This is a genomic window from Candidatus Accumulibacter necessarius (assembly GCF_036625085.1).
Genome location: NZ_JAZKUM010000008.1, coordinates 152279 through 174373 on the forward strand (window position 1 = coordinate 152279; position 22095 = coordinate 174373).

At 63.0% G+C, this 22095-nt stretch carries 22 protein-coding genes and 1 tRNA gene; 10 read left to right on the plus strand and 13 right to left on the minus strand.

Going from position 1 to position 22095, the window contains the following annotated elements; genetic code table 11:
• Positions 1-88 precede the first annotated feature (88 nt).
• Together lysA and V5B44_RS26865 are read right to left on the minus strand one after the other, a co-directional pair.
• Entirely contained in the window at positions 89-1345 is a 1257-nt protein-coding gene (gene lysA, locus V5B44_RS20500; protein ID WP_332360908.1) for a diaminopimelate decarboxylase, read from the minus strand.
• The gene (locus V5B44_RS26865) at positions 1342-1539 is read right to left on the minus strand and encodes a lipoprotein (protein WP_434735497.1); all 198 of its coding nucleotides are present in this window, start codon (positions 1537-1539) and stop codon (positions 1342-1344) included. Before V5B44_RS26865 ends, lysA begins: the two co-directional genes overlap by 4 nt.
• A 36-nt stretch (positions 1540-1575) precedes the next feature.
• Between V5B44_RS26865 and cyaY the strand changes: the two genes are divergently transcribed.
• Complete coding sequence (gene cyaY / locus V5B44_RS20505; protein WP_332360909.1) at positions 1576-1899, plus strand: iron donor protein CyaY; 324 nt, start codon at positions 1576-1578, stop codon at positions 1897-1899.
• A 100-nt stretch (positions 1900-1999) separates the two neighbouring features.
• Here the strand turns inward: cyaY and V5B44_RS20510 are convergent, their stop codons facing one another.
• From V5B44_RS20510 to V5B44_RS20530, 5 genes are all read right to left on the minus strand, one after another.
• Entirely contained in the window at positions 2000-3361 is a 1362-nt protein-coding gene (locus tag V5B44_RS20510; RefSeq protein ID WP_332360910.1) for a carbohydrate porin, read from the minus strand.
• On the minus strand, positions 3355-3630 hold the full coding sequence (locus tag V5B44_RS20515) for a hypothetical protein (RefSeq protein WP_332344888.1): 276 nt from the start codon (positions 3628-3630) through the stop codon (positions 3355-3357). Before V5B44_RS20515 ends, V5B44_RS20510 begins: the two co-directional genes overlap by 7 nt.
• Positions 3623-5503 carry a ferrous iron transporter B gene (feoB, locus tag V5B44_RS20520; RefSeq protein WP_332360911.1) on the minus strand — a complete coding sequence of 627 codons (1881 nt, stop codon included), beginning with the start codon at positions 5501-5503 and terminating at the stop codon, positions 3623-3625. The genes V5B44_RS20515 and feoB overlap by 8 nt, the downstream gene beginning before the upstream one ends.
• Entirely contained in the window at positions 5500-5781 is a 282-nt protein-coding gene (locus V5B44_RS20525; protein WP_332360912.1) for a FeoA family protein, read from the minus strand. Before V5B44_RS20525 ends, feoB begins: the two co-directional genes overlap by 4 nt.
• Before the next feature lie 303 nt (positions 5782-6084).
• The gene (locus V5B44_RS20530; protein ID WP_287631822.1) at positions 6085-7077 is read right to left on the minus strand and encodes a cytochrome-c peroxidase; all 993 of its coding nucleotides are present in this window, start codon (positions 7075-7077) and stop codon (positions 6085-6087) included.
• A 362-nt stretch (positions 7078-7439) separates the two neighbouring features.
• Here V5B44_RS20530 and V5B44_RS20535 point away from each other — a divergent pair, with 362 nt between their 5' ends.
• The 4 genes from V5B44_RS20535 (at position 7440) to V5B44_RS20550 (ending at position 10257) form a co-directional block, all read left to right on the plus strand.
• A complete protein-coding gene (locus tag V5B44_RS20535) occupies positions 7440-8801 on the plus strand; it encodes an ATP-binding protein (protein WP_332360913.1) in 1362 nt (453 codons plus the stop codon).
• A 5-nt stretch (positions 8802-8806) separates the two neighbouring features.
• Positions 8807-9373 carry a response regulator transcription factor gene (locus V5B44_RS20540; protein ID WP_332360914.1) on the plus strand — a complete coding sequence of 189 codons (567 nt, stop codon included), beginning with the start codon at positions 8807-8809 and terminating at the stop codon, positions 9371-9373.
• A 2-nt stretch (positions 9374-9375) separates the two neighbouring features.
• On the plus strand, positions 9376-9780 hold the full coding sequence (locus tag V5B44_RS20545; RefSeq protein ID WP_434735498.1) for an RNA-binding S4 domain-containing protein: 405 nt from the start codon (positions 9376-9378) through the stop codon (positions 9778-9780).
• A gap of 69 nt (positions 9781-9849) precedes the next feature.
• Positions 9850-10257, plus strand: a complete 408-nt coding sequence (locus V5B44_RS20550) for a DUF2784 domain-containing protein (RefSeq protein ID WP_332360915.1) — start codon at positions 9850-9852, stop codon at positions 10255-10257.
• A gap of 90 nt (positions 10258-10347) precedes the next feature.
• Here the strand turns inward: V5B44_RS20550 and xerC are convergent, their stop codons facing one another.
• From xerC to pyk, 5 genes are all read right to left on the minus strand, one after another.
• The gene (gene xerC, locus V5B44_RS20555; protein ID WP_332360916.1) at positions 10348-11262 is read right to left on the minus strand and encodes a tyrosine recombinase XerC; all 915 of its coding nucleotides are present in this window, start codon (positions 11260-11262) and stop codon (positions 10348-10350) included.
• 10 nt (positions 11263-11272) lie between these two features.
• A complete protein-coding gene (locus tag V5B44_RS20560) occupies positions 11273-11926 on the minus strand; it encodes a DUF484 family protein (RefSeq protein ID WP_332360917.1) in 654 nt (217 codons plus the stop codon).
• Entirely contained in the window at positions 11923-12753 is an 831-nt protein-coding gene (gene dapF, locus V5B44_RS20565; RefSeq protein WP_332360918.1) for a diaminopimelate epimerase, read from the minus strand. Before dapF ends, V5B44_RS20560 begins: the two co-directional genes overlap by 4 nt.
• 6 nt (positions 12754-12759) lie before the next feature.
• On the minus strand, positions 12760-13269 hold the full coding sequence (locus tag V5B44_RS20570) for a GNAT family N-acetyltransferase (RefSeq protein ID WP_332360919.1): 510 nt from the start codon (positions 13267-13269) through the stop codon (positions 12760-12762).
• Positions 13270-13370: 101 nt separating this feature from the next.
• Positions 13371-14783 (minus strand): pyruvate kinase, encoded by a 1413-nt coding sequence (pyk, locus tag V5B44_RS20575; protein ID WP_332360920.1) that lies wholly within the window; start codon positions 14781-14783, stop codon positions 13371-13373.
• A gap of 861 nt (positions 14784-15644) precedes the next feature.
• Between pyk and V5B44_RS20580 the strand changes: the two genes are divergently transcribed.
• The 4 genes from V5B44_RS20580 to V5B44_RS20595 all read left to right on the plus strand — a co-directional run bounded on the left by V5B44_RS20580 (position 15645) and on the right by V5B44_RS20595 (position 19237).
• Positions 15645-15863 (plus strand): DUF6116 family protein, encoded by a 219-nt coding sequence (locus V5B44_RS20580; RefSeq protein ID WP_332360921.1) that lies wholly within the window; start codon positions 15645-15647, stop codon positions 15861-15863.
• A 398-nt stretch (positions 15864-16261) separates the two neighbouring features.
• A complete protein-coding gene (locus V5B44_RS20585) occupies positions 16262-16774 on the plus strand; it encodes a MarR family winged helix-turn-helix transcriptional regulator (protein ID WP_332360922.1) in 513 nt (170 codons plus the stop codon).
• On the plus strand, positions 16771-16944 hold the full coding sequence (locus V5B44_RS20590; protein ID WP_332360923.1) for a hypothetical protein: 174 nt from the start codon (positions 16771-16773) through the stop codon (positions 16942-16944). The genes V5B44_RS20585 and V5B44_RS20590 overlap by 4 nt, the downstream gene beginning before the upstream one ends.
• The gene (locus tag V5B44_RS20595; protein ID WP_332360924.1) at positions 16913-19237 is read left to right on the plus strand and encodes a molybdopterin-dependent oxidoreductase; all 2325 of its coding nucleotides are present in this window, start codon (positions 16913-16915) and stop codon (positions 19235-19237) included. The genes V5B44_RS20590 and V5B44_RS20595 overlap by 32 nt, the downstream gene beginning before the upstream one ends.
• 698 nt (positions 19238-19935) lie before the next feature.
• Here V5B44_RS20595 and V5B44_RS20600 read toward each other — a convergent pair.
• A tRNA-Thr gene (locus V5B44_RS20600) sits at positions 19936-20009 on the minus strand.
• Positions 20010-20268: 259 nt separating this feature from the next.
• Between V5B44_RS20600 and V5B44_RS20605 the strand changes: the two genes are divergently transcribed.
• Positions 20269-22056 (plus strand): type I-E CRISPR-associated protein Cse2/CasB, encoded by a 1788-nt coding sequence (locus V5B44_RS20605; RefSeq protein WP_332360925.1) that lies wholly within the window; start codon positions 20269-20271, stop codon positions 22054-22056.
• The last annotated feature ends 39 nt before the right edge of the window (positions 22057-22095 follow it).

The following is a 22095-nucleotide window of genomic DNA, read 5'->3' on the forward strand; positions in this document are numbered from 1 at the left end:
CCCGCAGTTGCGAGCGCTCGGTCAGGTGCTGGTGCTGATCGACCAGACGCTATTCGATTGTTCGCAAGGTGACTGGCGCGGCGCGACTTCAACCAGCATCAGGCGGCAATCGCTGCTCCAGAGCATAAAGCTCTTCGGCCGTCTCCCGACGGCGGACGAGATGGGTCTGCGTGCCGTCGACCATCACCTCGGCAGCACGCGGTCGGCTGTTGTAGTTCGAACTCATGGCCATGCTGTAGGCCCCGGCCGACATGATCGCCAGGAGATCGCCAGCGGCGAGCACGAGTTCGCGGCCACGGCCGAGAAAATCACCTGATTCGCAAACCGGACCGACGATGTCCCACGGTAGCGCAGCCCCTTGCCGAGGCACGACCGGAACGATGTCGTGCCACGATCCGTACAATGCCGGACGCGCGAGGTCGTTCATCGCCGCATCGACGATGGCGAAGTTCTTGACCTCGCCGGGCTTCAGGTACTCGACTCGGGTTAACAGCAGACCGGCATTGCCGACCAGGCGGCGCCCCGGTTCCAGCAGGATTCGCAGATGCCGCTGCTTGAGCTTCGCCAGCATGGGAAGCAGATAAGCCTTGACGGTCGGGGCCTCTTCGTCGCGATATTGGATGCCGAGGCCACCGCCGAGGTCGATGTGATGCAGGACGATGCCGTCGGCCGCCAGTTGATCGACAAGCACGAGTACCTTGTCGAGCGCTTCGGAGAAAGGTGCAGGATCGAGCAACTGCGATCCGATGTGGCAGTCGATACCGCTGATTTCGAGGTTGGCCAGGCGCGCTGCCTGCCGGTAGAGCGCCAGCGCGTCTTCGTAGGCGACGCCGAACTTGTTCTCCTTGAGACCGGTCGAGACATAGGGGTGCGTCCGGGCATCCACATCCGGATTGACCCGCAGGCTGATCGGTGCCGTCCTGCCCAGCTTGCCGGCGACGGCATTGAGACGTTCGAGTTCGCCGGCCGATTCGACGTTGAAGCAGAGGATGCCGATGGTCAGCGCGAGTTCCATCTCGGCAGCCGTCTTGCCGACGCCCGAGAAGACGATCTGCCGCGGGTCGGCGCCGGCAGCCAGAACGCGCTTGAGTTCGCCCGCGGAAACGATGTCGAAACCTGCGCCGCGCCGCGCCAGAACGTCAAGCACGGCGATGTTGGAGTTGGCCTTGACGGCATAACAGACGAGCGAATCGATGCCGCGCAGTTCCTGCTGGAACTCGTCAAGCGCTGTCTCGAGCGCGCGCCGCGAGTAGACCCAGCACGGCGTGCCAAACCGGGCAGCGATGTCGGGCAGTGGGACAGATTCGGCATGCAGGACGCCGTTCCTGCCGGCGAAAGCACTCATCGGGCAGGGTCTCCTGCCGTGTTAGGATCCTTGGGATCCTTGGCACTGGTAGCCGTTGTCGGCGATGGAACTGCCGTCGGAGCAACCGGCGCAGTTGCTGTTGCCGGCTTGGGGGGGAGCGTCAGCCCTCCCCGGTTACCGCAGCCGCCAAGTGTGATGGTCGCCAGAAAAGCCAGCGCAAGATATAGCCGCATAGGTCACTAGGTCAAAACAGGGGATGTTAGCACAGGATGAATGATAGCGAATTCAACGCGCTCGCCGACGCAGCGCTGAAGCAGATCGAAGCCGGTCTGGAACGAAGTGGCGCCGACATCGATTTCGAGATGGTCGCCGAACAGGTGTTGGAAATCGAATTTGCCGATGGCAGCAAGATCATTGTCAATCGCCACGACGCGGCGCAGGAGATCTGGGTTGCCGCCCGGTCGGGCGGCTTTCACTACCGCTGGGACGGTCGTCGCTGGCTCGATACACCTCGTGACGAGGAGCTGATCGCCGCACTGTCGAAGCTCATTTCGCAACAGGCCGGGCAGGTAGTATCGCTTCTTCAGCAGTAGATTGGGCAACTGCTTGACCTTGTCAGTCTGCGATATTCATCGACCGTTGTTTCGCCTGCGTAATCTTTCGGCAGGACATTCCTGCGGGTAGTACTCGCAGTCACATCGTCAATTGCAGACGTACCCCCGCGACGGTCGAGTCCGGCAGGTAAAAACCCGGGTTGAGGATGCGCTGGATGAGCGGCTGCACCACCACGCCGGGCAGAACCTGCGCCTGGTAGGTCAGCTCGACGACCGTTTCGTTGTTCGACGACAGCGGAACACCGGCTTCGCTCGCCAATTGCAGCTGCCCTTGCGGGTCGGCATGGGCGCGTGTCGCGGCAAGGCCGAAGGTGTCGTTCTCGCGGCCGGCGAAGGGCCCGCGGAAGCTGAGACCGGCGCTGACCGAATAGCCAAGCGTGCTGGTCCGGCCGTCGGTGAATCCGTAGCGGGCGAAGAGTGTCAGGTCGCGTTGCGTTTCCGGCACGCGATAGACCGTCTGTTCCGCCAGCAGATAGGCACCCCAATGGGTCGAGGAGAGGGGTTCGCCGGCAGCATCGACGGCTGACAGTTGCGGGAAACGTGGCGAGAAACGCCAGAGCCCGACGGCCAGCTTGCTGATCGGCGAATAGTCGCCATCGTCGTCAGCGCCGCCGGGCGGGTCGACGAGCAGTCCGGACTTGAGCGGACTGAAGCCGACTTCGCCGATCAGCATGCTGCCAACGCCGCGCCGCCAACTCATGTTCGGGCCGGCCGTGTCGATGCGCTCGCTCGCGATGCCACGCGTGACCGCCAGCATCGCATACCAGGCGGGATCGGGATCGAGGCGCAGACGTGCGCCATAGCTGCTGGTCGCATAGATCGATGGGCCAGCGAGACTGCCGAAGTCGGCGGCTTCGGCCGCCATCCCGAACGACGGATGGACAAAGACAGCCGACGAATCGGTGACGTAGAACTCGCTGTCGATCGGGTAGAGACCGGCACGCAGCGACGCCCGGTCATCCAGGAACGATTGCTGCAGCCAGGCCTCGAAGACGCCGCTGCGGTTAACCGGCGCCTCCAGGTTGTCGACGCCCATGAAGCTGCCGACCTTGTTCAGGTTGAATCTGCCGCCGCTGTTGCTGATCAGCGCGAGATACGCCGAACCGCCCTGCCAGCCGATCAGCTTCTCGCCATCGAGCTGGACGGCGAGGTTGAGGTTGCCCATGTAGGCCCCGCCGCGCTGCAACCCGCCTCGGTTGTTGCGCAGGTAGTCGGCGGTGTACGCCAGGTCCACCTGGACACCGGCGTCGAAGAGGCGCTGACGGGCGCCGCCCCAGTCGCCGCTGAGCGTGGATTCCGGCCAGGCGGGCGCCTCGGCGGCGACGCCAGCGGTCTCTGCCGCATCGTCGGCCCGGACGGCACTGGCAAACCCCGACGCCAGCAACAAGGCGAGCAGCATGGTTTTTTGTTGCCGTCTCGGTTCATTCGTGCGTCTCAGCATTTCCTTGCTTCCTTGTTTGTCGTGATCATGACGGTGCTGGCTGGGCGCTGCCTGCTCGCGCAGCCGGTGCAGGGACCGCAGCCACCATGGGGACGGGCCTGAGTTGCCTGGCTTGGCGTTGCTGCCTGGACCTGCGCCAGCCCGATCCGCTGCCCGAGGTCCCGGCAACGCTGGCCCAGCGCGTCGCACCAGCGGCCAGGTAGCAGGCGCCAGCCCATATAGGCGGCGGCGCAGAGGACGACGCCATGAGCGACCAGTTCTTCAAACATGGGGCCCCCCGGTGAGAAAAAGCGCCAGGCGGTAGGTCATGAAAGCCGCGCCGTACGCCAGGACGAACAGATAGCCGGCCATCAGCAATGGGTAACGCCACGAGTTCGTTTCGCGCTTGACCACAGCCAGGGTGGACAGGCATTGCGGCGAGAAGACGTACCAGGCAAGCAGAGAGAACGCCGTCGGCAATGACCAACCTGCCGCCAGCATGGGCGCAAGCTGTTCTGCCACATCATCGCCGGTGGCCGAGAGCGCATAGACCGTGCCGAGGGCGCCGACAGCGACTTCGCGGGCAGCCATGCCGGGCACCAGGGCTATCGAGATCTGCCAGTTGAAGCCGATCGGCGCGAAAACGACTTCGAGCGCACGGCCAAGCATGCCGGCATAGCTGTACTGGATCGCCGGGCCGATGGCGCCATCCGGGGGCCCCGGGAATGACGAAAGGAACCACAGCACCACCATCAGCGCCAGGATGATGTTACCAACGCGCATGATGAAGATACGGGCGCGCTCGACCAGACCGAGCAACAGATTGCGCGCGTGCGGCCAACGGTACGAGGGCAATTCGAGCATCAGCGGATGCTGCAGACTCTTGCCGACGGTCAGCTTGAGTACAGCCGCCACGGCCATGGCGCTCGCCACCCCGGCTACGTAAAGCACGAACAGCACCAGTCCCTGCAGATTGAACACGCCGGCCACGGACGTTTCAGGGATGAACGCCCCGATTATCAACGCATAGACAGGCAAGCGCGCGGAGCAGGTCATCAGCGGAGCGATCATGATGGTTGCCAGCCGGTCGCGCCAGTTGGTGATCGTGCGCGCGGCCATGATGCCGGGGATGGCGCAGGCAAAGCTCGACAACAGCGGGATGAACGAGCGACCCGAGAGGCCAACGGTGCCCATCAGACGATCCAGAAGGAAGGCCGCCCGGGGCAGGTAGCCCGAATCCTCGAGGGCCAGGATGAAGAGGAACAGGATCAGGATCTGCGGCAGGAAGACCAGTACGCTGCCGACACCGGCGACGATGCCATCGACCAGCAGGCTGCGCAGAATCGTATCCGGCATCTGCACGCTGAGAAAGCCGCCGAGCGCTTCGACGCCGCCCTTGATCAGCTCCATCGGCAGACTGGCCCAGCTGAACACCGCCTGGAACATCAGGAACAGCGTTGCCGCCAGGATGAGCATTCCCCAGAGCGGATGCAGAACCAGACGATCGATCTTCTCGTCCAGGCGGGTGTCGAGTGCCGGCTGGCGCACGGTTGCGGCAAGAATCCGTCGCACTTCGTGCTGCGTGGCGGTGACGTCGGCCACGTCGGGCGGCAGCCAAGTCGGGGGGTGTGGTACATGATCCGGCACAGCCGCTTCGAGTTGGGCGATCAACTCGCTTGCCCCGCCGCGCTTGACGGCTACGGTCCTGACCACCGGCATGCCCAGTTCGCGCGCCAGCGCGGGCACATCGATCGCGATGCCCCTTTTGCTTGCCAGGTCAGTCATGTTGAGTGCCAGGACCATCGGCAGGCCAAGGCGCTTGACTTCCAGAACAAGCCGCAGGTTGAGCTTGAGGTTGGTCGCATCGCTGACACAGACCAGCATGTCCGGGCGCTGCTCAGCGGCGAGCGTGCCGAGGACCACGTCGCGCGTAATCTGCTCATCGATGCTGACGGCGTTGAGACTGTAGGCGCCGGGCAGGTCGAGGATGCAAAACTGCCTGCCCGATGGTGCCGTGAGTTGCCCCTCCTTGCGATCGACGGTGACCCCGGGATAGTTGGCGACCTTCTGACGGCTGCCGGTCAGCAGATTGAACAGCGCTGTCTTGCCGCAATTCGGATTGCCGAGCAGGGCAAGCCGCGATGTTCCATTTGGTGTGCTCATGCCACCACTCCACACAGCGGAGAAACCAGCACCCGTTCGGCTTCGAATCGTCGTAAAGCGAACATCGTGTTGCCCACCCTTACCGCCACGGGGTCGCCGCCTGGACAACCGCGGGCGACGACGCGCACCCGCTCGCCGTCAATGAAACCGATCTCGAACAGCCGCAACGCCAGCTCGCGCTCAGCCAGTTCGCCGCCTGTTGGGACAGGCGCGGTGCTGACGATTGCTTCCTGACCCGTTGGCAGGTCAAACAGGGTGATCAATTGCCCGGGATTCATGTGATTCGCCTCCATCCTTGATGTGCCTCGTCATTTGCATTCATGCGAAAACTCCCGACCACACATGCCTACTGGACGAATCTGCGAAGCTGCCACGTTCGCGACGCAACACTGGCGGGTCTGATCAACACGCGTCTATTCTATATGCGAATCATTCGCATTACCATGGGCTGGCGGGACTTTTTCGGAAATGGCCGGAAAAGCCCGAGCCAGAAGGGCAGGTATTCGCTTGCGGAATACTGCTGCGGCTACAAAAGAAACGCCCCGGCACAAGCCGGGGCGTTTCTGGGACGAGGCGGTTCCTTACTTGTCGAAGGGCGTCGGCCGCGGGGTGTTGTCGGCGGACGGCGGCAGCAGGGGCATCTTGAAACTTGGCTGGTCGCCAGTCAGGGTCTTCAGGAAAGCAACGATCCTGGCATTTTCCTCAGGCGTAAACTTCTTCCCGAGCTGCACGCGGCCCATGGTTTCGACCGCTTCGCTCAGGGTGTCGGCAGCGCCGTCGTGGAAATAGGGATAGGTCAGCTCGACGTTGCGCAAGGTCGGCACCTTGAAGTTGAAACGGTCGGCGTCCTTGCCGGTCACCGCGGAGCGCCCCTCGGCCGGGCTGGAGGCCTTGTACGGTTCGACGACGCCCATTTTCTGGAAGGAATTGCCGCCGACCGCGGCGCCATTGTGACAAGCGACGCAGCCGCTGTCCTTGAAAAGCGCATAGCCTTCCAGTTCGGTCTTGTTGAGCGCCTTCTTGTCGCCCTTCAGCCACTTGTCGAAACGCGAATTCGGGGTGACCAGGGTCTCCTCGAAAGCAGCAATGGCCTGAGTGATGCGGTCGACATCGACCTTGTCAGAACCGAAGACCTTCTTGAATTCAGCCGCATAGCCGGGGATGGACTGCAGCAGGCTGACCGCTAGCTCATGCGTGAACGCCATCTCACCCGGGTTGGCGATCGGACCACCAGCCTGCGCCTTCAGATCCTTGGCACGGCCGTCCCAGAACTGAGCGACGTTGAGGCTGGAGTTGAGCACGGTCGGCGAATTGATCGGGCCCTTCTGCCAGTTGTGGCCGATCGACGTCTTCAGGTTGTCGGAGCCTCCCATGGACAGGTTGTGGCAGGAGTTGCAGGAGATGAAGCCGGACTTTGAGAGGCGAGGGTCGAAATAAAGCTTCTTGCCCAGTTCCACCAGGGCCGGGTTGGTGACCTTGGCGGCGACGATCGGCTTGATCGGCTCGTCGCTGGCGGCCCAGGTTGCAGAAATGCCGGCCATGGCAAGACTGGCGATGAGGATACGTCCTTTCATGATGACTCCCTGACTGAGTTGAAACGAGAAGGTGGTGGCGCCGCTCGGAGAAGGCAGGCGTCGGTCCGCTAAGCCGCCAGTGGAACCTGCAGCAATTACCACTCCAGCAATATAGTTATGCCATCTGTCGCGCCTTTGATCCAGGTCAACGACCAATCAGAATGCTTCGGCGGTCAGGTTGAGCCGACGCTCAGGGCGCGGAGGAGTCCCGCCCGCGGTAGATATTCAACCAGCACGCTGCCGGACTGCGCGGCCATCGGTCGCCGCAAACAATGTGCGACAGATTGGCGCAGTTGCAGTCACGGCGGCGACCAGAGCGTAAAATTCGCCGCTTCGACTCCTGCTCGGTTGCACATCAACCCATGCCCCGAATCAATCAGGCCCAGCGGCCTGCTTTTCTGTTGGCTACCGCGAGCTCGCTGAAGCGGTTGGTGGCGCTGCGCCGGATTGAAGTACTCACGCAGGCCATGGTGCTGGTACTGGCCGTGGCGTGGCTGAAGATTCCGCTCGAGGTCGTGCCAATGACGGCGGTGATTGCGTTGCTCGCCGCCGTCAATCTATGGACCCAATGGCGAGTCGACACCGGTGGCCCATGCTCCCCAGGAGAAGTGTTCGGCCATCTCGCAATTGACGTCGGCTTTCTCGCGGTGCTGCTCTACTTTGCCGGTGGCTCGGCCAACCCCTTCGTGTCGCTGTTCCTGCTGCCGCCGACGCTGGCCGCTGCCATGCTGCCCGCCAGGTACGCCTGGGCGATGGCGACACTGACTCTGCTTGCCTACACCTTTCTGATGTTCTGGAAGCTGCCGTTGCCGCCGCCGCAGGGCGATCTGGCGCAGATCGACGAACTCCTCGCGCGGGCTACCGGCATCGCCACGGAACACATCGCGCACGGCAGCGGCTTTGCTCTTCACGTGCTTGGCATGTGGCTCAACTTCGTCATCAGTGTCGGCGTCGTCGTCGTCTTTCTGACACGCATGGCGGCCGCCCTCAAGGAGCGTGAGCGCGAACTCGCCGCGGCCCGCGAGGACGCGCTGCGCAACGAGCAGATTCTCTCCCTCGGCACCCTCGCTGCCGGCGCTGCGCACCAACTGGGGACGCCGCTCGGCACGATGGCCGTGGTCATCCGCGAACTCGAACTGAACCACGGTGGCAATGCTGAACTGAAAGAAGACTTGCTGCTGTTGCGTGAGCAGGTCGATCGCTGCAAGCAGACGATTTCGCAGATCCTCGCCTCGGCCGGTCAGGAGCGCGTCGAAAGCCAGCGCTCGCTGGCTCTCGACGCCTACCTGCATCGTCTGCTTGACGAGTGGCAGATCATTCGCCCGCACGCCCTCGTCAGCGTCACCTTGCATGGTGAACAGCCAGCGCCGCTGATCGCTGCCGACCGCACGCTCGAGCAGGCGATCCTCAACCTGCTCGACAACGCTGCCGACGCCAACGGCGCAAGCTCCGAAGCGCTGCGTTTTTCAGCCCAGTGGGATGCCGATATTTGCCGCATCGAGATTCTCGATCGTGGGCCAGGCCTCGATGGCGAATCGGCACAGCGACTGGGCGAGGCATTCTTCACCACCAAGGCCGAAACGCGCGGCCTGGGTATCGGCCTGTTTCTCACCAACGCCACTGTCGAGCGCTTCGGTGGCAAGGTCGAACTTTTCAACCGCGATGACCCGCAGGGTGGCGCCTGTACCCGCGTCACCCTGCCGCTGAACCGACTGAAGGCCTGATACCCATGCTTGAACAAACACCGAGACTACCCGACGACGAGCGGTCGACGCTGCTTCTGGTCGACGATGACGACGCTTTTCGACGGGTGCTCGCGCGCGCACTTGATCGTCGGGGCTATGCCGTGACTGTCGCCGCCAACGTTGCAACGGCCCTCGTCAAGGCACACGCGCAAGCCCCTGAGTACGCCGTCATCGATCTCAAGATGCCGGGGGAATCGGGCCTGGTGCTGGTCGAGAAACTGATGGAACTCGACCCGAACACGCGCGTGCTCATGCTCACCGGTTACGCCAGCATTGCCACCGCGGTCGAAGCGATCAAGCTCGGCGCCATCCATTACCTCGCCAAACCCTGTGATGCCGACGAGGTGGTCGCGGCGCTCAACAAGAGCAGCAGCGGCGACTCGGCGATACCGGTCTCGGATTCGCCATTGTCGATCGACCGCCTCGAATGGGAACACATCCAGCGCGTGCTGGCCGAGCATCAGGGTAATATCTCGGCGACCGCCCGCGCCTTGAAGATGCACCGCCGAACGCTGCAGCGCAAGCTCGGCAAACACCCGAGCCGGGAATAGCCGTGACCAATAGCCCCGAGATAGCGCTGGCGCGCATGCGAATCGACAAGTGGCTGTGGGCAGCGCGCTTCTACAAGACGCGCTCGCTTGCGGCCCAGGCGATCGCCGCCGGTCACGTCAAGCTTGATGGCCATACCGTCAAAGCGGCTCGCGAACTTCATGTCGGCGACCGCCTCGATGTGGCGACCGGTGAGGTCCCCTGGACTGTGGTCGTTCGCCGGCTCAACGAACAGCGCCGCCCGGCCATTGAAGCGCAGCAACTTTACGAGGAAACCGCCGAGAGCAGCACGCGGCGTGCGGCGCTCCGGGAAGCAAGACAACTCGCACCGGTTCCCGGCAGCGAACTGCGCGGCCGGCCAACCAAGAAAGCCCGAAGGCAGATCCGGGGCTTCAACGAAGGCTTCTGAGCTTGCCACCATCGCACCAGCCTCCTGCTTGTTCTCGAAGCGCATGAGAAAGATGTCTGGAGCCGCCGCATGAGCTATCGTCTGCTGGCCGACGGCGTCGTCTTTGTGCACTTCCTGTTCATCGCCTTTGTCGTTGGCGGTGGCTTGCTGGTACTGCTCTGGCCACGGCTGGCCCTGCTGCACATTCCGGCCGCCTGCTGGGGCGCCCTGATCGAATTGAGCGGCTGGATCTGTCCGCTGACACCACTGGAAAACGGCTTTCGTCAGGCGGCCGGCGAAGCCGGTTATCAGCAAAGCTTCATCGAATATTACCTGCTGCCGATCATCTATCCGGCCGGACTGACGCGCGGCCTTCAGTTGGCCATGGCGGCGGCGGTGATCGTCATCAACCTGTTTATCTACGGGTGGCTTATGCATCGACGCCGGCAGGCTCGATCCCGCGCAGAGCAGGCCGGGAACGACCGCGGATTTCCCTAGCAAGGGCGGCTGACAGCCTGCCGAACATTGAACGGTCCTGACCGGCGCAGAGCAACCGCCAGCTACGGCCGCACCTGCACAGGGTGTCTGCTACTCTGGCTTACGCCTGGCGCGGGGGTGCGCCTGATCGTAGACCGCGGCCAGATGCTGAAAGTCGAGGTGGGTGTACACCTGCGTTGAGGCGATACTGGCGTGGCCCAGCATCTCCTGCACCGCGCGCAGATCGCCAGAGGACTGCAACACGTGCGAGGCGAAAGAATGGCGAAGCATGTGCGGGTGTACCCGTGCCGGCAGCCCCTGCACCAGGCCACGCCGATGCAGCCGCAACTGGATCATGCGCATGCCCAGACGGGTACCGCGCTGGCTGACGAAGAGCGCCGTTTCGTCGGCTGTCGCCAGCCTGCTGCGCTGCCCAGCCCAGAGCGACACCGCTGCCCTGGCCTTGCTCCCCACGGGCACGAGGCGCAGCTTGCTGCGTTTGCCGAGGACGCGCACCTCGCCGGCCAACAGATCCTCCAGACAGGAAAGGTCGAGCGCCGCGAGTTCGGCGAGGCGCAGGCCCGAAGAGTAGAACAGCTCGAACATCGCCTGATCGCGCAACTGCAGCAGGCTTTCGCCTTCGGTTTCCAGCAGGCGGCTGGCTTCATCGGGCGATAGCGCCTTTGGCAGCGCTTTCGGGCTCTTTGGCGGCCGGACGCTGTCTACCGGGTTGCGCGTGACGGTATCATGTTGGCCAAGCCAGCGATAAAAGCCTCGCCAGGCTGAAAGCGTGCGCCCAAGTGAGCGGCCGCCCAGCCCCCGGGCATGCAGCTGGGCAACGAAACGACGGACATGATGCGCCTCGATGGCGGCGAAGCCGCAGTCGCCAGCCAAGTCTCCGATCAGACTGCAGAGCAGTTCGAGGTCGTGCCGATAGCTCCTGACTGTATGCGCCGACAGTCGTCGGTGCTGGGCGAGTTCGTCCAGGTAGGCGTTGACGCGGGTGGTGCGGGCTCCAATAGTCATTGCTCGGTTGTCAGCTCAGCACGCGCGCCAAGGCGGCCGACGCCATTTCCCCGAGACGCTCGAGGTAAATCGTCCCCATGCCGGCGTAAAAGCGCTCGCCATCCTCACTGCCGAGCGCGATCAACCCGATCGTGCCACCACCATGGCGCATTGCAATCAGCCCTTGCGAGCGAACATGGGTCGAAGCCTCACCGAACCACGAAGAGGTCTCGAAGCCGCTCGTCGAACCACAGTAGGGTTGGGTCAGCGTTTCAGCAAATGTCTGCAACTCCTGGCTGACATCGGCAAATTCAGGCAGCTCGTCACTGCCCTCGGGGCGATGCCAGAGACGCACGGCAACGTGCGGCACGGCGAAATCGTCACGGAGGTGGAAATTCAAGGTGTGCAATACCGACTGAAAACTTCTGGTGGCAATCATCGCAACCGCCAGTCGGTGCATCTTTTGGCTGATCGCATCGTTTTCCTCGCCGAACTGCAGCAACTCGCCCATCTTGCCTTCGAGTTGCTTGTTCTTGTCGCGCAGTGCCAGCATCTGCCGTTCAGTGATCGATATCGTTCGACCACCATGCGGATGAGGCACGACCAGGTTCGCGATCAGATCCGCGTGCTGCTCGAAAAATCGCGGATTCTCCTGCAGGTAACGCGCTACTTCTTCCGATCTCATAACTCAATCTCTCCCTTGAAGACGGTGACGGCGGGGCCAGTCATCAGAACCGGGCTGCCTGTCCCGTTCCAGGCAATGCTCAGCTCGCCGCCGCGCATGGCAACGCACACCGGCGAATCAACCAGGCCGCGGGCAATCCCGGCCACCACGGCAGCGCAAGCGCCCGTTCCGCAGGCCAGTGTTTCACCCACGCCACGTTCAAACACGCGCAGGCGAATCGTGTGCCGGTCCACGACCTGCATGAAGCCCGCGTTAACCCGCTGCGGAAAGCGCGGATGCGACTCGATCAGCGGCCCCTGGCGGTCGACTGGCGCGGTGTCGACATTGACAACCAGCTGGACGGCGTGCGGATTTCCCATGCCAACAGCAGTGATGGCGATTTCATCGTCAGCGAGCGGGAGCACTTGCAGCAGGTCGTCGGTGGCACTGACAAATGGAATCTGATCCGGGGCGAAAACCGGCAGACCCATGTCGACGGTCACCGCACCATCTTCCTCAAGTCGCGGAACGATCACGCCGCGCAGGGTCTCGACGCGAATCTCGCGCTTGTCCGTCAGACCCTGCTCATGCACGAAGCGGACAAAGCAGCGTGCACCGTTACCACACTGCTCGACCTCGCCGCCATCGGCATTGAAAATCCGATAGCGGAAATCAACGCCGGCCAGCCCGGCCTGCTCCACCAGCAACACCTGGTCGCAGCCGATGCCGAAATGGCGGTCAGCGAGGAAGCGCAATTGCTCAATTGTCAGTTCGACCGACTGGCGAACACCGTCAAGAACGACAAAGTCGTTGCCCAGTCCGTGCATCTTGACAAATGTCAGTTTCATCGTCATTCAGGATGGTGCAGCCTGCGCAAGCAGTGACCTGGCCATTATAAAGTCGTCCATGAGGAAGCCGTTGCCAATATCGACGCAGACCGATTCGCGTATGGCGAAGCCCTGCTTGCCGTAGGCCGCGATGGCCGGTTCGTTGCGCTTATTGACCGCCAGAATCAGCGTCGGGCAGCCGACCGTCCGGGCGTGGGAAACCACCTGATCGATGAGTCGGGCGCCAATTCCCGATCGCTGCCGGGCCGGGTCGACGTAGAGCTTGTCGAGCTTCATCTCGCCGCCTCCGGTGACCATGCACGACGAAAACCCGGCCAGCTGGCCATCGACACTCGCCTGATCCCACCAGACCTGCGGCATCGTCAGTTCCTCAAGCAGGCGCTGCCGGCTATAACGCTGCTCGAGCATGAAGTCGATCTGCTCCTGGGTGATGATCCCGGGGTAAGTCTGCTGCCAGACCAGGCGTGCGAGCGCGATAACGGACTCGACATCGGCAGGGGCAACGGGTGCGATCAAGACGTCCAATTGGCTGGCTTTGCCAGTCGGGTCTGAGGCGCGTGTCGCTTGACCCGGCGCTCGTCTGCCGCGGCGGCGGTTGTTGCCTGATTCACCCCGCTTCACGCGCGGACGATTCGTACGCTGTCGGTGCTGCCGGCACGCGGTCCGGCAGACCCAAAGACGAACGCCACCAGGTCGCCCTCGCGTACGATCCCCGCGGCACGGGCAGCCGCTATGGCCAGTCGCAATTGCTCGTTGGCATCGAGGTTCTCGGGTAGTACGAGCGGCTGCACGCCCCAGACCAGCGAAAGTCCACCAAGCACCTGGGCATTGGCCGAGATACCGGCAATCGGGACCCTGGGTCGGAACGCAGCAACCCGATGCGCCGTTTCACCGCTGCGAGTCGGGCACAGGATCGCGGCCACGCCTAGCTCCTCCGCTGCTTGCACCGCGGCGTGCGCGACCGCCCACGCCACACGGTCGCCATCGGCCCCTGCGGCTTCCGGAACGACACGTTGGCGCGGCCAAGCCTCGGCCGACTCGGCAACTTCGCCCATCATGCGCACGGTTTCGTTCGGAAACAGCCCCACCGCTGTTTCTTCCGACAGCATCAAGGCGTCAGTGCCGTCGAGCACCGCGTTGGCCACGTCGTTGACTTCGGCGCGCGTCGGCAAGGGTGAGCGCGTCATCGACTCGAGCATCTGTGTCGCGGTGATCACCGGCTTTCCGGCCATATTGCAGAAACGGATGATCTCCTTCTGCAGCAGCGGTACGCTTCGCGCCGGCATCTGGATGCCGAGGTCGCCGCGCGCGACCATCACCGCGTCGGCCACGCGGACGATATCGGCGAGGTTGTCGATCGCTGCGGCGGTCTCGATCTTGGGCACCAGCGCCGGCCGCATGCCGCGCTTGGGCAGCATGGCGCGTACGCGCTCGACATCTTCGGCCCGGCGTACGAACGAGAGACCGAGGAAGTCCACCTTCGCGGCAATCGCCATCTCGAGCGCCAGTGCGTCGCGATCGGTAAAGGGCTCGACGTGCGCCTCGGCACGCGGCAGGTGCATGCCCTTGCGCGATCGTAGCGTGCCGCCGCGCACGACTTCGGTGCGCACGTCATTACCGACCGAGGCCAGCACGCGCAGTACGATCGCACCATCGGCGAGGTAGACATCGTCATCGGGGCGTACCCAATGCGCCAGGTCGGTCAAGGTCGTGGCGACGTGATGTGCATCGCCCTTGCCGTCGTCGCTGCCGCTCAGGATGAACTCCTGGCCGCTGACGAGTTCCACCTCGTCGCCTGCCACCAGGCCTGAACGGATTTTCGGACCAGGCAAGTCGACCAGCACGCCGATATTGCGGCCGAGGACCTGCGCCAGCTCGCGCACCCGGCGGACGTTGTTGCTGTGCGTCTCCATGTCGGCATGCGCCGCGTTCAACCGCACGACATCGACGCCGGCTTCCAGCAGCTGGCGCAGTGGCCCGGGTGCAGCGGTGGCGGGGCCAATCGTGGCCACAATCTTCGTTCGGCGCATCACTTGCTCCTCGAATGGGTCGGCATCCAGCCTCGGCTGCCGACCAACAAAAAAGCCACCCCAAGGAGTGGCCTAACTGATTGCTTTCGCTGGTGCCCCCAGTCCGAATCGAACCAACACCTGATGATTACAAATCAAAAGATCGATCACCATTTTCTGTTGATTGCCGTTCATGAAATCGACAGAGGAAACAAAACGCAAGCAAAATCAGGTAGTTATACGGGAAAAACCGTTGTTTGACGGTGATCCATGTGGCCATGAGCTGGCCACATGGAATTCTGTCTAGCCAAACCCGGAGCCGGAAACACGAACCGCGAACGCTTGACCCCCGACAGAGTCCGCCACTTTACGCCGCCCGAAGGCGCTGGACAAGCCTTAGCTTTCCTATCCGACACCGATGCGCCGCGGCTGGCGGTTCGCGTCACCGCCGGCGCCAGCAAACCGCGAGCGCTACAACCTGCGCTGACTGTGCGGGGGATATTGCGACCTTCTCCAGGCCCAATTCGATGCGAGTCTGCCCGCTGCCCTGATTCCCTTAGACATCGAGAGCAAGGCTCTATGCCGTTTCGGGTGGACGCGATTCCAGCCATTGCCGCGCGCCGGAAGCCGGAGATGGCCCGCAGGCTTGAAGGCTGGCTGAGTGGCGAGCACAGCGCAAGCCTTCGAGGTGCTGCTGGCCCAAGGCTGGCGCCGATTGTCGATGCACTTCATGAATCGTGTAGACTCTGACTGACTGATTTTGCGCGGAGTACACCTGCCCGACTCCCGCCAGACATTCTGATTATCCCGAGAAAACCCCGGCTCTGCCGGGATCGGGCAGCTCGGATAAGGAAAAGAGACTCGCTGGAACACTGGAAACGCATGTATAAACTTGTTGTTGCTCCACTGATCGCCTACCTCGCCAAACTGCGCTTCCCAGCGCTATTTGCCATCACCGCCGTCTTGTTCATCGTGGACTTCTTCATCCCGGACGTCATCCCGTTCATCGATGAAATCATGCTGGGTCTGAGTGCCGCACTCCTGGGGATCTGGAAGAAGCGGAAAGAGCCGGGGCCAGCCGGCGATAACCGCAGTCAATAACTGTTGGCCTCCACTTGACTTCCCTGGCGCGCAGCTTCAGCCGTTGCTCGTCTGGCTGGCCGCTCCAAACCATAAGCGGCCACTGAGTCTTCGTGGTGTGCTGATTGCAATCGACCCCGAAGAGACGGTCAGGGTTTCATGCCCACCGTCGGCAGTGCAGCGTAACCGGCCGGTGAGTGGAAATAACTGAGGGATAAGATCCGTGTAGCGAGGATCGCTGAAGTAAGTATTCTGAAAGGCCGCTCCTCTGTCCATTGCCGCCGCTCTACTACCCCGAGTCGCCCCGGCGCGCTGGCGGGCCGCCTGATTCTTCCCCGTTCGCCATTTATCCCTTGCCCACGACGCGCCGGGGCAACAAAGTCCTTGACATACTTCGTGTGCGAACTATTATGCTTCGCATGCGTACTAAAATCAAACCAACGCCCTCCGATCCCGGAGAGGTCGTCGCAGCGGCCACAACCGGGGAATCCTCGGCGCGCAGGGTGCGTCTGTTCCACCTGCTGGCGCAGGCCAAGCAGAACCTGTTTCGCTCCGCCAACGACCTGTTCCTGAGCGCGATTGGCCACTCGGGCACGCAGGTGGTTGCCTTGTTCGTCATTCAGGAGCAGGAAGGCTGCCAGCTCAAGGATCTCGGTCGCCAGTTGCAGCTCAAGAGTCCGGCCGTCACGGGCTTGGTGAGCCGCATGGCGGAGAGCGGCCTGATTCAGCGCACCCCTTGCAGCGTGGACGGGCGCGCCAGCCGCCTTCACCTCACCCGCGAAGGCAAAGCCGTGCTGGCCAAGGCCGTGCCGGTGTTCGCCACGCTCAATGCCCAACTCACCGACGGTTTCACTGCGGACGAAATTGCCATCGTCGCCCGCTTTCTTCGCCACGGCACCTGTGTGACCTTTCATCAGGAAAAAGGGCCATGAGCCAGTTCCTCGCCAAGGCCAAGACCGGCGCCGACGTGCCGGTGAGCGGCTATGGCACCGCCGGGGCCAAGGTCTTCTCGGCCGTCATCACCATGAACATCAAGCCGCCGCCTGATCAAGCCGCCACCGGAGACTGCCATGTCCGCCACCGCATCCAGCAAGTCCGCTGACGACAGCAAGAAGACCGCCTGTATCCTGTGTAGCATCAACTGCGGGCTGACAGTGAAAACCGCTGGTCGACACATCAGCAAAATCTTGCCCGACAACGACCACCCGGGGTCAAAGGGCTACCTGTGCGAAAAGGCGCAACGGCTCGACTTCTATCAAAATGGCGCTGACCGACTTACTTCGCCTATGCGCCGGCGTCCAGATGGCAGCTATGAGGCCATCTCGTGGGAGGTGGCGATTCGCGAAGTCGCCGACAAGTTCAAGACCATCCGTGCCCGGCACGGCGACGAAAGCGTCATCTACTACGGCGGTGGCGGCCAGGGCAACCATTTGGGCGGCATGTACGCCGACGCCTTTCTCAAGACCCTGGGCAAGCCCTGGCGCTCGAATGCACTGGCGCAGGAAAAAACCGGCGAGTTTTGGGTGCAGGGCAAGATGTTCACCTGCGGCACGCATCCTGACTTCGAGCACTCCGAGGTGGCATTGTTCATCGGCAAGAACCCCTGGCAGTCGCATGGCTTCGCCCGCGCCCGCATCGTCCTCAAAGAGATCCAGAAGGACCCGGCGCGCAAGCTCATTGTCATCGACCCACGGCGCAGCGAAACCGCGGCCATGGCCGACTATCACCTAGCGATCAAGCCGGGCACCGACGCCTGGTGCCTCGCGGCGCTGTTGGGCATCATCGTGCAGGACAAACTGCTCGCCAGCGACTGGCTGGCCGCGCACACGACCGGCCTGGCGGAGGTGATGCCGCATTTGCAGCAGGTTCCTGTGGCTCGCTACGCCCAGTTCTGCGGCGTCGAGGAAAGCCTGTTGCGCGAGGTGGCGGCTGTGATCGCGCGCGCCCAGAGCGTGGCGGCGATGGAAGACCTAGGCATCCAGATGAATCGCCACTCCACGCTCAACAGCTATCTGCAGCGCCTGGTCTGGTTGCTCTGTGGCCACTACGGCAAGCATGGCACAGCGCACCCGCCCGTGCAGTTCTTCTCGCTCGCAGCCGCAAGCAAGGGCGAGTCGGCTGGTGCGACCAAACGCGTCAAGCAGGAACGGCGCAGCCCGGTAGCGAATGCCAAGATCATCATCGGCCTGGTACCGTGCAATGTCATCGCCGAGGAAATCCTCAGCGACCACCCGAAACGCTACCGTGCCATGCTGGTGCAAAGCGGAAACCCTGCGCATTCGCTGGCCGACAGCCAGAAGTTTCGCGAGGCGATGCGGACGCTGGAACTCTCCGTCGTGGTCGATGTGGCGATGACCGAAACCGCGCGCCAAGCCGACTACGTGCTGCCCGCGTGCAGTCAGTTTGAAAAGGCCGAGGCGACCTTTTTCAATCTGGAGTTCCCCGGCAACGTGTTTCACCTGCGCGCGCCACTGTTCACGCCGCTGGAAGGCACACTGCCCGAAGCAGAAATCTATGCGCGCCTGGTCGAGGCAATGGGTGAGACGGGCGAGGCCGACTACGCCCCACTGCGCCGCGCCCTGCGCCTGGGCAAGACTGCCTTCGCGCTGGCCTTCTTTGCCGCCGCCGCGCGCAAGCCCAAGGTGATGAAGTACGCGCCCGTCATTCTTTACCGCGTGCTCGGCGCGACCCTGCCCGAGGGTATGGCCGCTGCCGCCGGTTTGTGGGGCGTGGCGCAGCTGTATGTGCGCGCCAATCCCGGGGCAGCGGCGCGCGCGGGCTTCAGCGGCCTGTCCATCTTTGCGGGCGAGAAGCTGTTTCGCGCCCTGCTCGAACGTCACTCGGGCACCGTGTTCGGCATCGCCGACGAGCACGCCGCCTGGGCGGGCATACGCCACGCCGAACAACGCATCGCGCTCGCCATTCCCGAACTCATTTCCGAGCTGGACAAACTCGCCTCGGGCCCGCCCGCAACGGCAAGCGACTTCCCGCTCGTGCTCTCGGCAGGCGAGCGACGCACCGAGACTTCCAACACGGCAGTGCGCAATGCCGCTTGGCACCGCAAGGGCGTGCTCGGTGCCCTGCGCATCAGCCCACAGGACGCTGCCGCCCTAGGCTGCGCAGACGGCGAAGAGGTTCGCCTGAGCACCCGCCGCGCCAGCGTCAAGGTGCCGGTGGAAATCAGCGACGGCCTGCAACCCGGCCACATCTCGCTGCCCAATGGCCTGGGTGTCGACTACGCCGACAACCCGGGCAGCAATGCGGCGCAGTCGTCACTCCGACGTCGTGGCGTTGCCCCCAACGAACTCACCGACCTCCGCGAGCGTGACTTCCTCGCTGGCACGCCCTGGCACAAGTTCGTCCCCGCGCGGGTGGAGCGCATCACCGCTTCTTGAAGACGCGACAACCGCAAACGGCCTTGTCTTCATGCTTGCGCCGCCTGCCTGTGCGAGCACAGTCCCGGATGCAGCGCCTCGGCCCATATCGGAGCGGTCGCCTTCATCCACCGCTTCGGCTTATCTCGATGGCCGCTGTACTCCGATAAGCCCCCGCTGAATATCGATGCCTCACAATATCGCATTGGCATGGCTTTGATCACCGCCCGAGAAGCTTGAATGGCCGTTGTCAGTCTGTTGCTGACGTAGCCCATGAAAGCATGATCGACTGGTTGTGGCCGGCTGCCGACCCACACCATCCTAGACCCACTGACTGCTTTCCGGAGCGCAGCGGTCGGTCACCCGAGGACAGTGACATCCCCAGCCGAAGGGCCGCTTACCGCTGGTGGCTTCAGGTCCAGGTCGGCGTTGGAGAAGGGTCGCCACCGACAACGGCGCCCAGTTATCGACTGTTGCCGACAGATCCTCGGCACTCGGCGACGGGGGTTACTGCGTAACAGCGACGTGGTGACCAAGGGGTCCCCCTGTTGCTGGCGGCGGTCAGATCGGGATGAGGCAGCGCACTGCCGGCAGAGAGCCAGGCTTTCCTTGTTGGCTTGGATTCGGATTGCTGGCATCTGGCTACGGCTACATGGTGGCTACACAGACCCGAGCATACCTGTGACTTGTGGCTGGAATTCGCCAAGTCCTTGATTATCTGGTGCCCCCAGTCGGAATCGAACCAACGCCTGATGATTACAAATCAACTGCACGACCTTCATGCTACGGGGGCACGCTCTGTGTTGCACGGCTTGATTATAGCTCAAGCGCACGCATCGGTACCACCTTGCCGCCTTCCCGGCAAGAGCCACGGCGCACTTCCAGCAAACGCATCGCAGCAACAGGCTTCGGCAGGGCATGCCGCGGAATCATCCGGGAAAGGTCAACTGCTCTGCCACTGGCCAATCGGCGGCGCAGACCGTCCGGCGCATTCTTTCGCTGTGGTGGACCGCCTGTTAGAATCCCCCTGACTGTCATTTCGATGGAAAACCATGCCAAGCTTCTCGAACCCTTCGGAGATTGCCCGCGAAGCTCTGCGTCTGCTCGCTGTCAGGCGACTGTCGCCTTCACCCGCGAACTACCGGGCCTTGTATAACGAGATCGCGGGCATCGCAGGCGAACCCGCGGAAGCGTTTCCGGAGCAAGGGCTGAAGGCCGTGCTGGGACCGCTGCCCAAGGAAACGGCTGGTCAGCAAAAGCTCGCGAAGCGCTTCGAGCAGGCGCTCTCGGGCAGGAACTGGGAGGAACTCAGGGAGGGTGTGTCGGAGTTGGTCAGGCAGCTCGGCAAGGAACAGGACCTGCCATGGAGCGAACTTTTCAGCGACCTTCTCCGCCAATGGGAGAACAAGCAGGCCGGGCTGACCGTCGCGCGCAAGCGTGAGGCGTTTGAGCGCGTGCTCGCTGGCAGCTCGGGCAATAGCGAGTTGTTGTTCTCGCGATTGCAGGGATTGGTGAAATCGTGGTCTCTCAATGCGCCGGTGGCCGAGGAGGATCCCCTGACCGAGACCGGGGAAGCGGCCGCGGAAGCCGGCATGTTGCCGCTCAATGAAGTCGCAGCGCAAGGTGCCCTCCGCACGAGGGAATTGACGACCGAGCTACGCGATCTGTTCGCCTACACCCTTGAATCGGTTATCGCTACCCAGCTTGCCAATGAACCGGAACTCGCCGCCGACGCCAGGACGCTGGTACACAAGATTCGCACCGCCAGTTCACGCGACTCGCTGGAAGGCCTGTTGGCCGGTATCAAGCGCTTCGCATTCCGGCTGGAGATCCTCGCAGAAGATCGTGCCGAACTCCGCGCGGGTTTGCTCAACTTGCTGCAACTGCTGATCGAGAACGTCGGCGAACTGGTCATCGAGGACCGCTGGCTGGCTGGCCAGATCGAGATCGTCCGTGACATCGTCTCCGGCCCCTTGAACATCCGTTCGATTGGCGACGCCGAAACCCGGCTCAAGGAGGTGATTTTCAAGCAGAGCCAGCTCAAGCACAGCCTCAACGAAGCCAGGGAAAGCCTCAAGCAGATGCTGGCGGGCTTCGTGGACCATCTGGCCGAATTTGCCGATTCGACCTCGGATTATCACGACAAGATCGAAGTCTGTGCCGACAGGATCGGCAAGGCCGAGGACATCACCCAGCTCGAAGACGTACTCGCCGAGGTGATCCGGGAGACGAAAATCATCCAGCTCAATGCGCAGCGTTCGCGTGACGACCTGCGGGCCGCGAGAGCGCGCGTTGGCGAAACGGAGAAGCGCATTGCCGAGCTGCAGGTGGAACTGGACAAGGCCAGCACGCTGGTTCGGCACGACCAGTTGACCGGTGCGCTCAATCGCCGGGGTCTTGAGGAGGCGTTCGACAAGGAGTCCGCGCGTGCTCAGCGCCGCAAGTCTCCCCTCTGCGTTGCCCTGCTCGACATTGACAACTTCAAGAAGCTCAACGACTCCATGGGCCATGATGCGGGCGACGCAGCGCTGATTCACCTGGCGACGGTCATCCGCGAGACGATGCGTCCGCAGGATACGGTCGCCCGCTTTGGCGGCGAGGAGTTCATCATTCTGTTGCCGGAAACACCGGCCGAAGATGCGAAGACCGCCATCGTCCGCCTGCAGCGCGAACTGACCCGGCGCATCTTTTTGCACGACAACAACCGGCAACTGATCACCTTCAGCGCCGGCGTCACCGATTTGCGCCCCGGCGATACGCAGGCATCGGTCACCAAGCGGGCAGACGAGGCGATGTATGCGGCCAAACAGGCGGGGAAGAATCGGGTAACGATTGGCTAGAGCGAGAGGGGTCGCGGCATCGCGCGAACCGGATCCTTC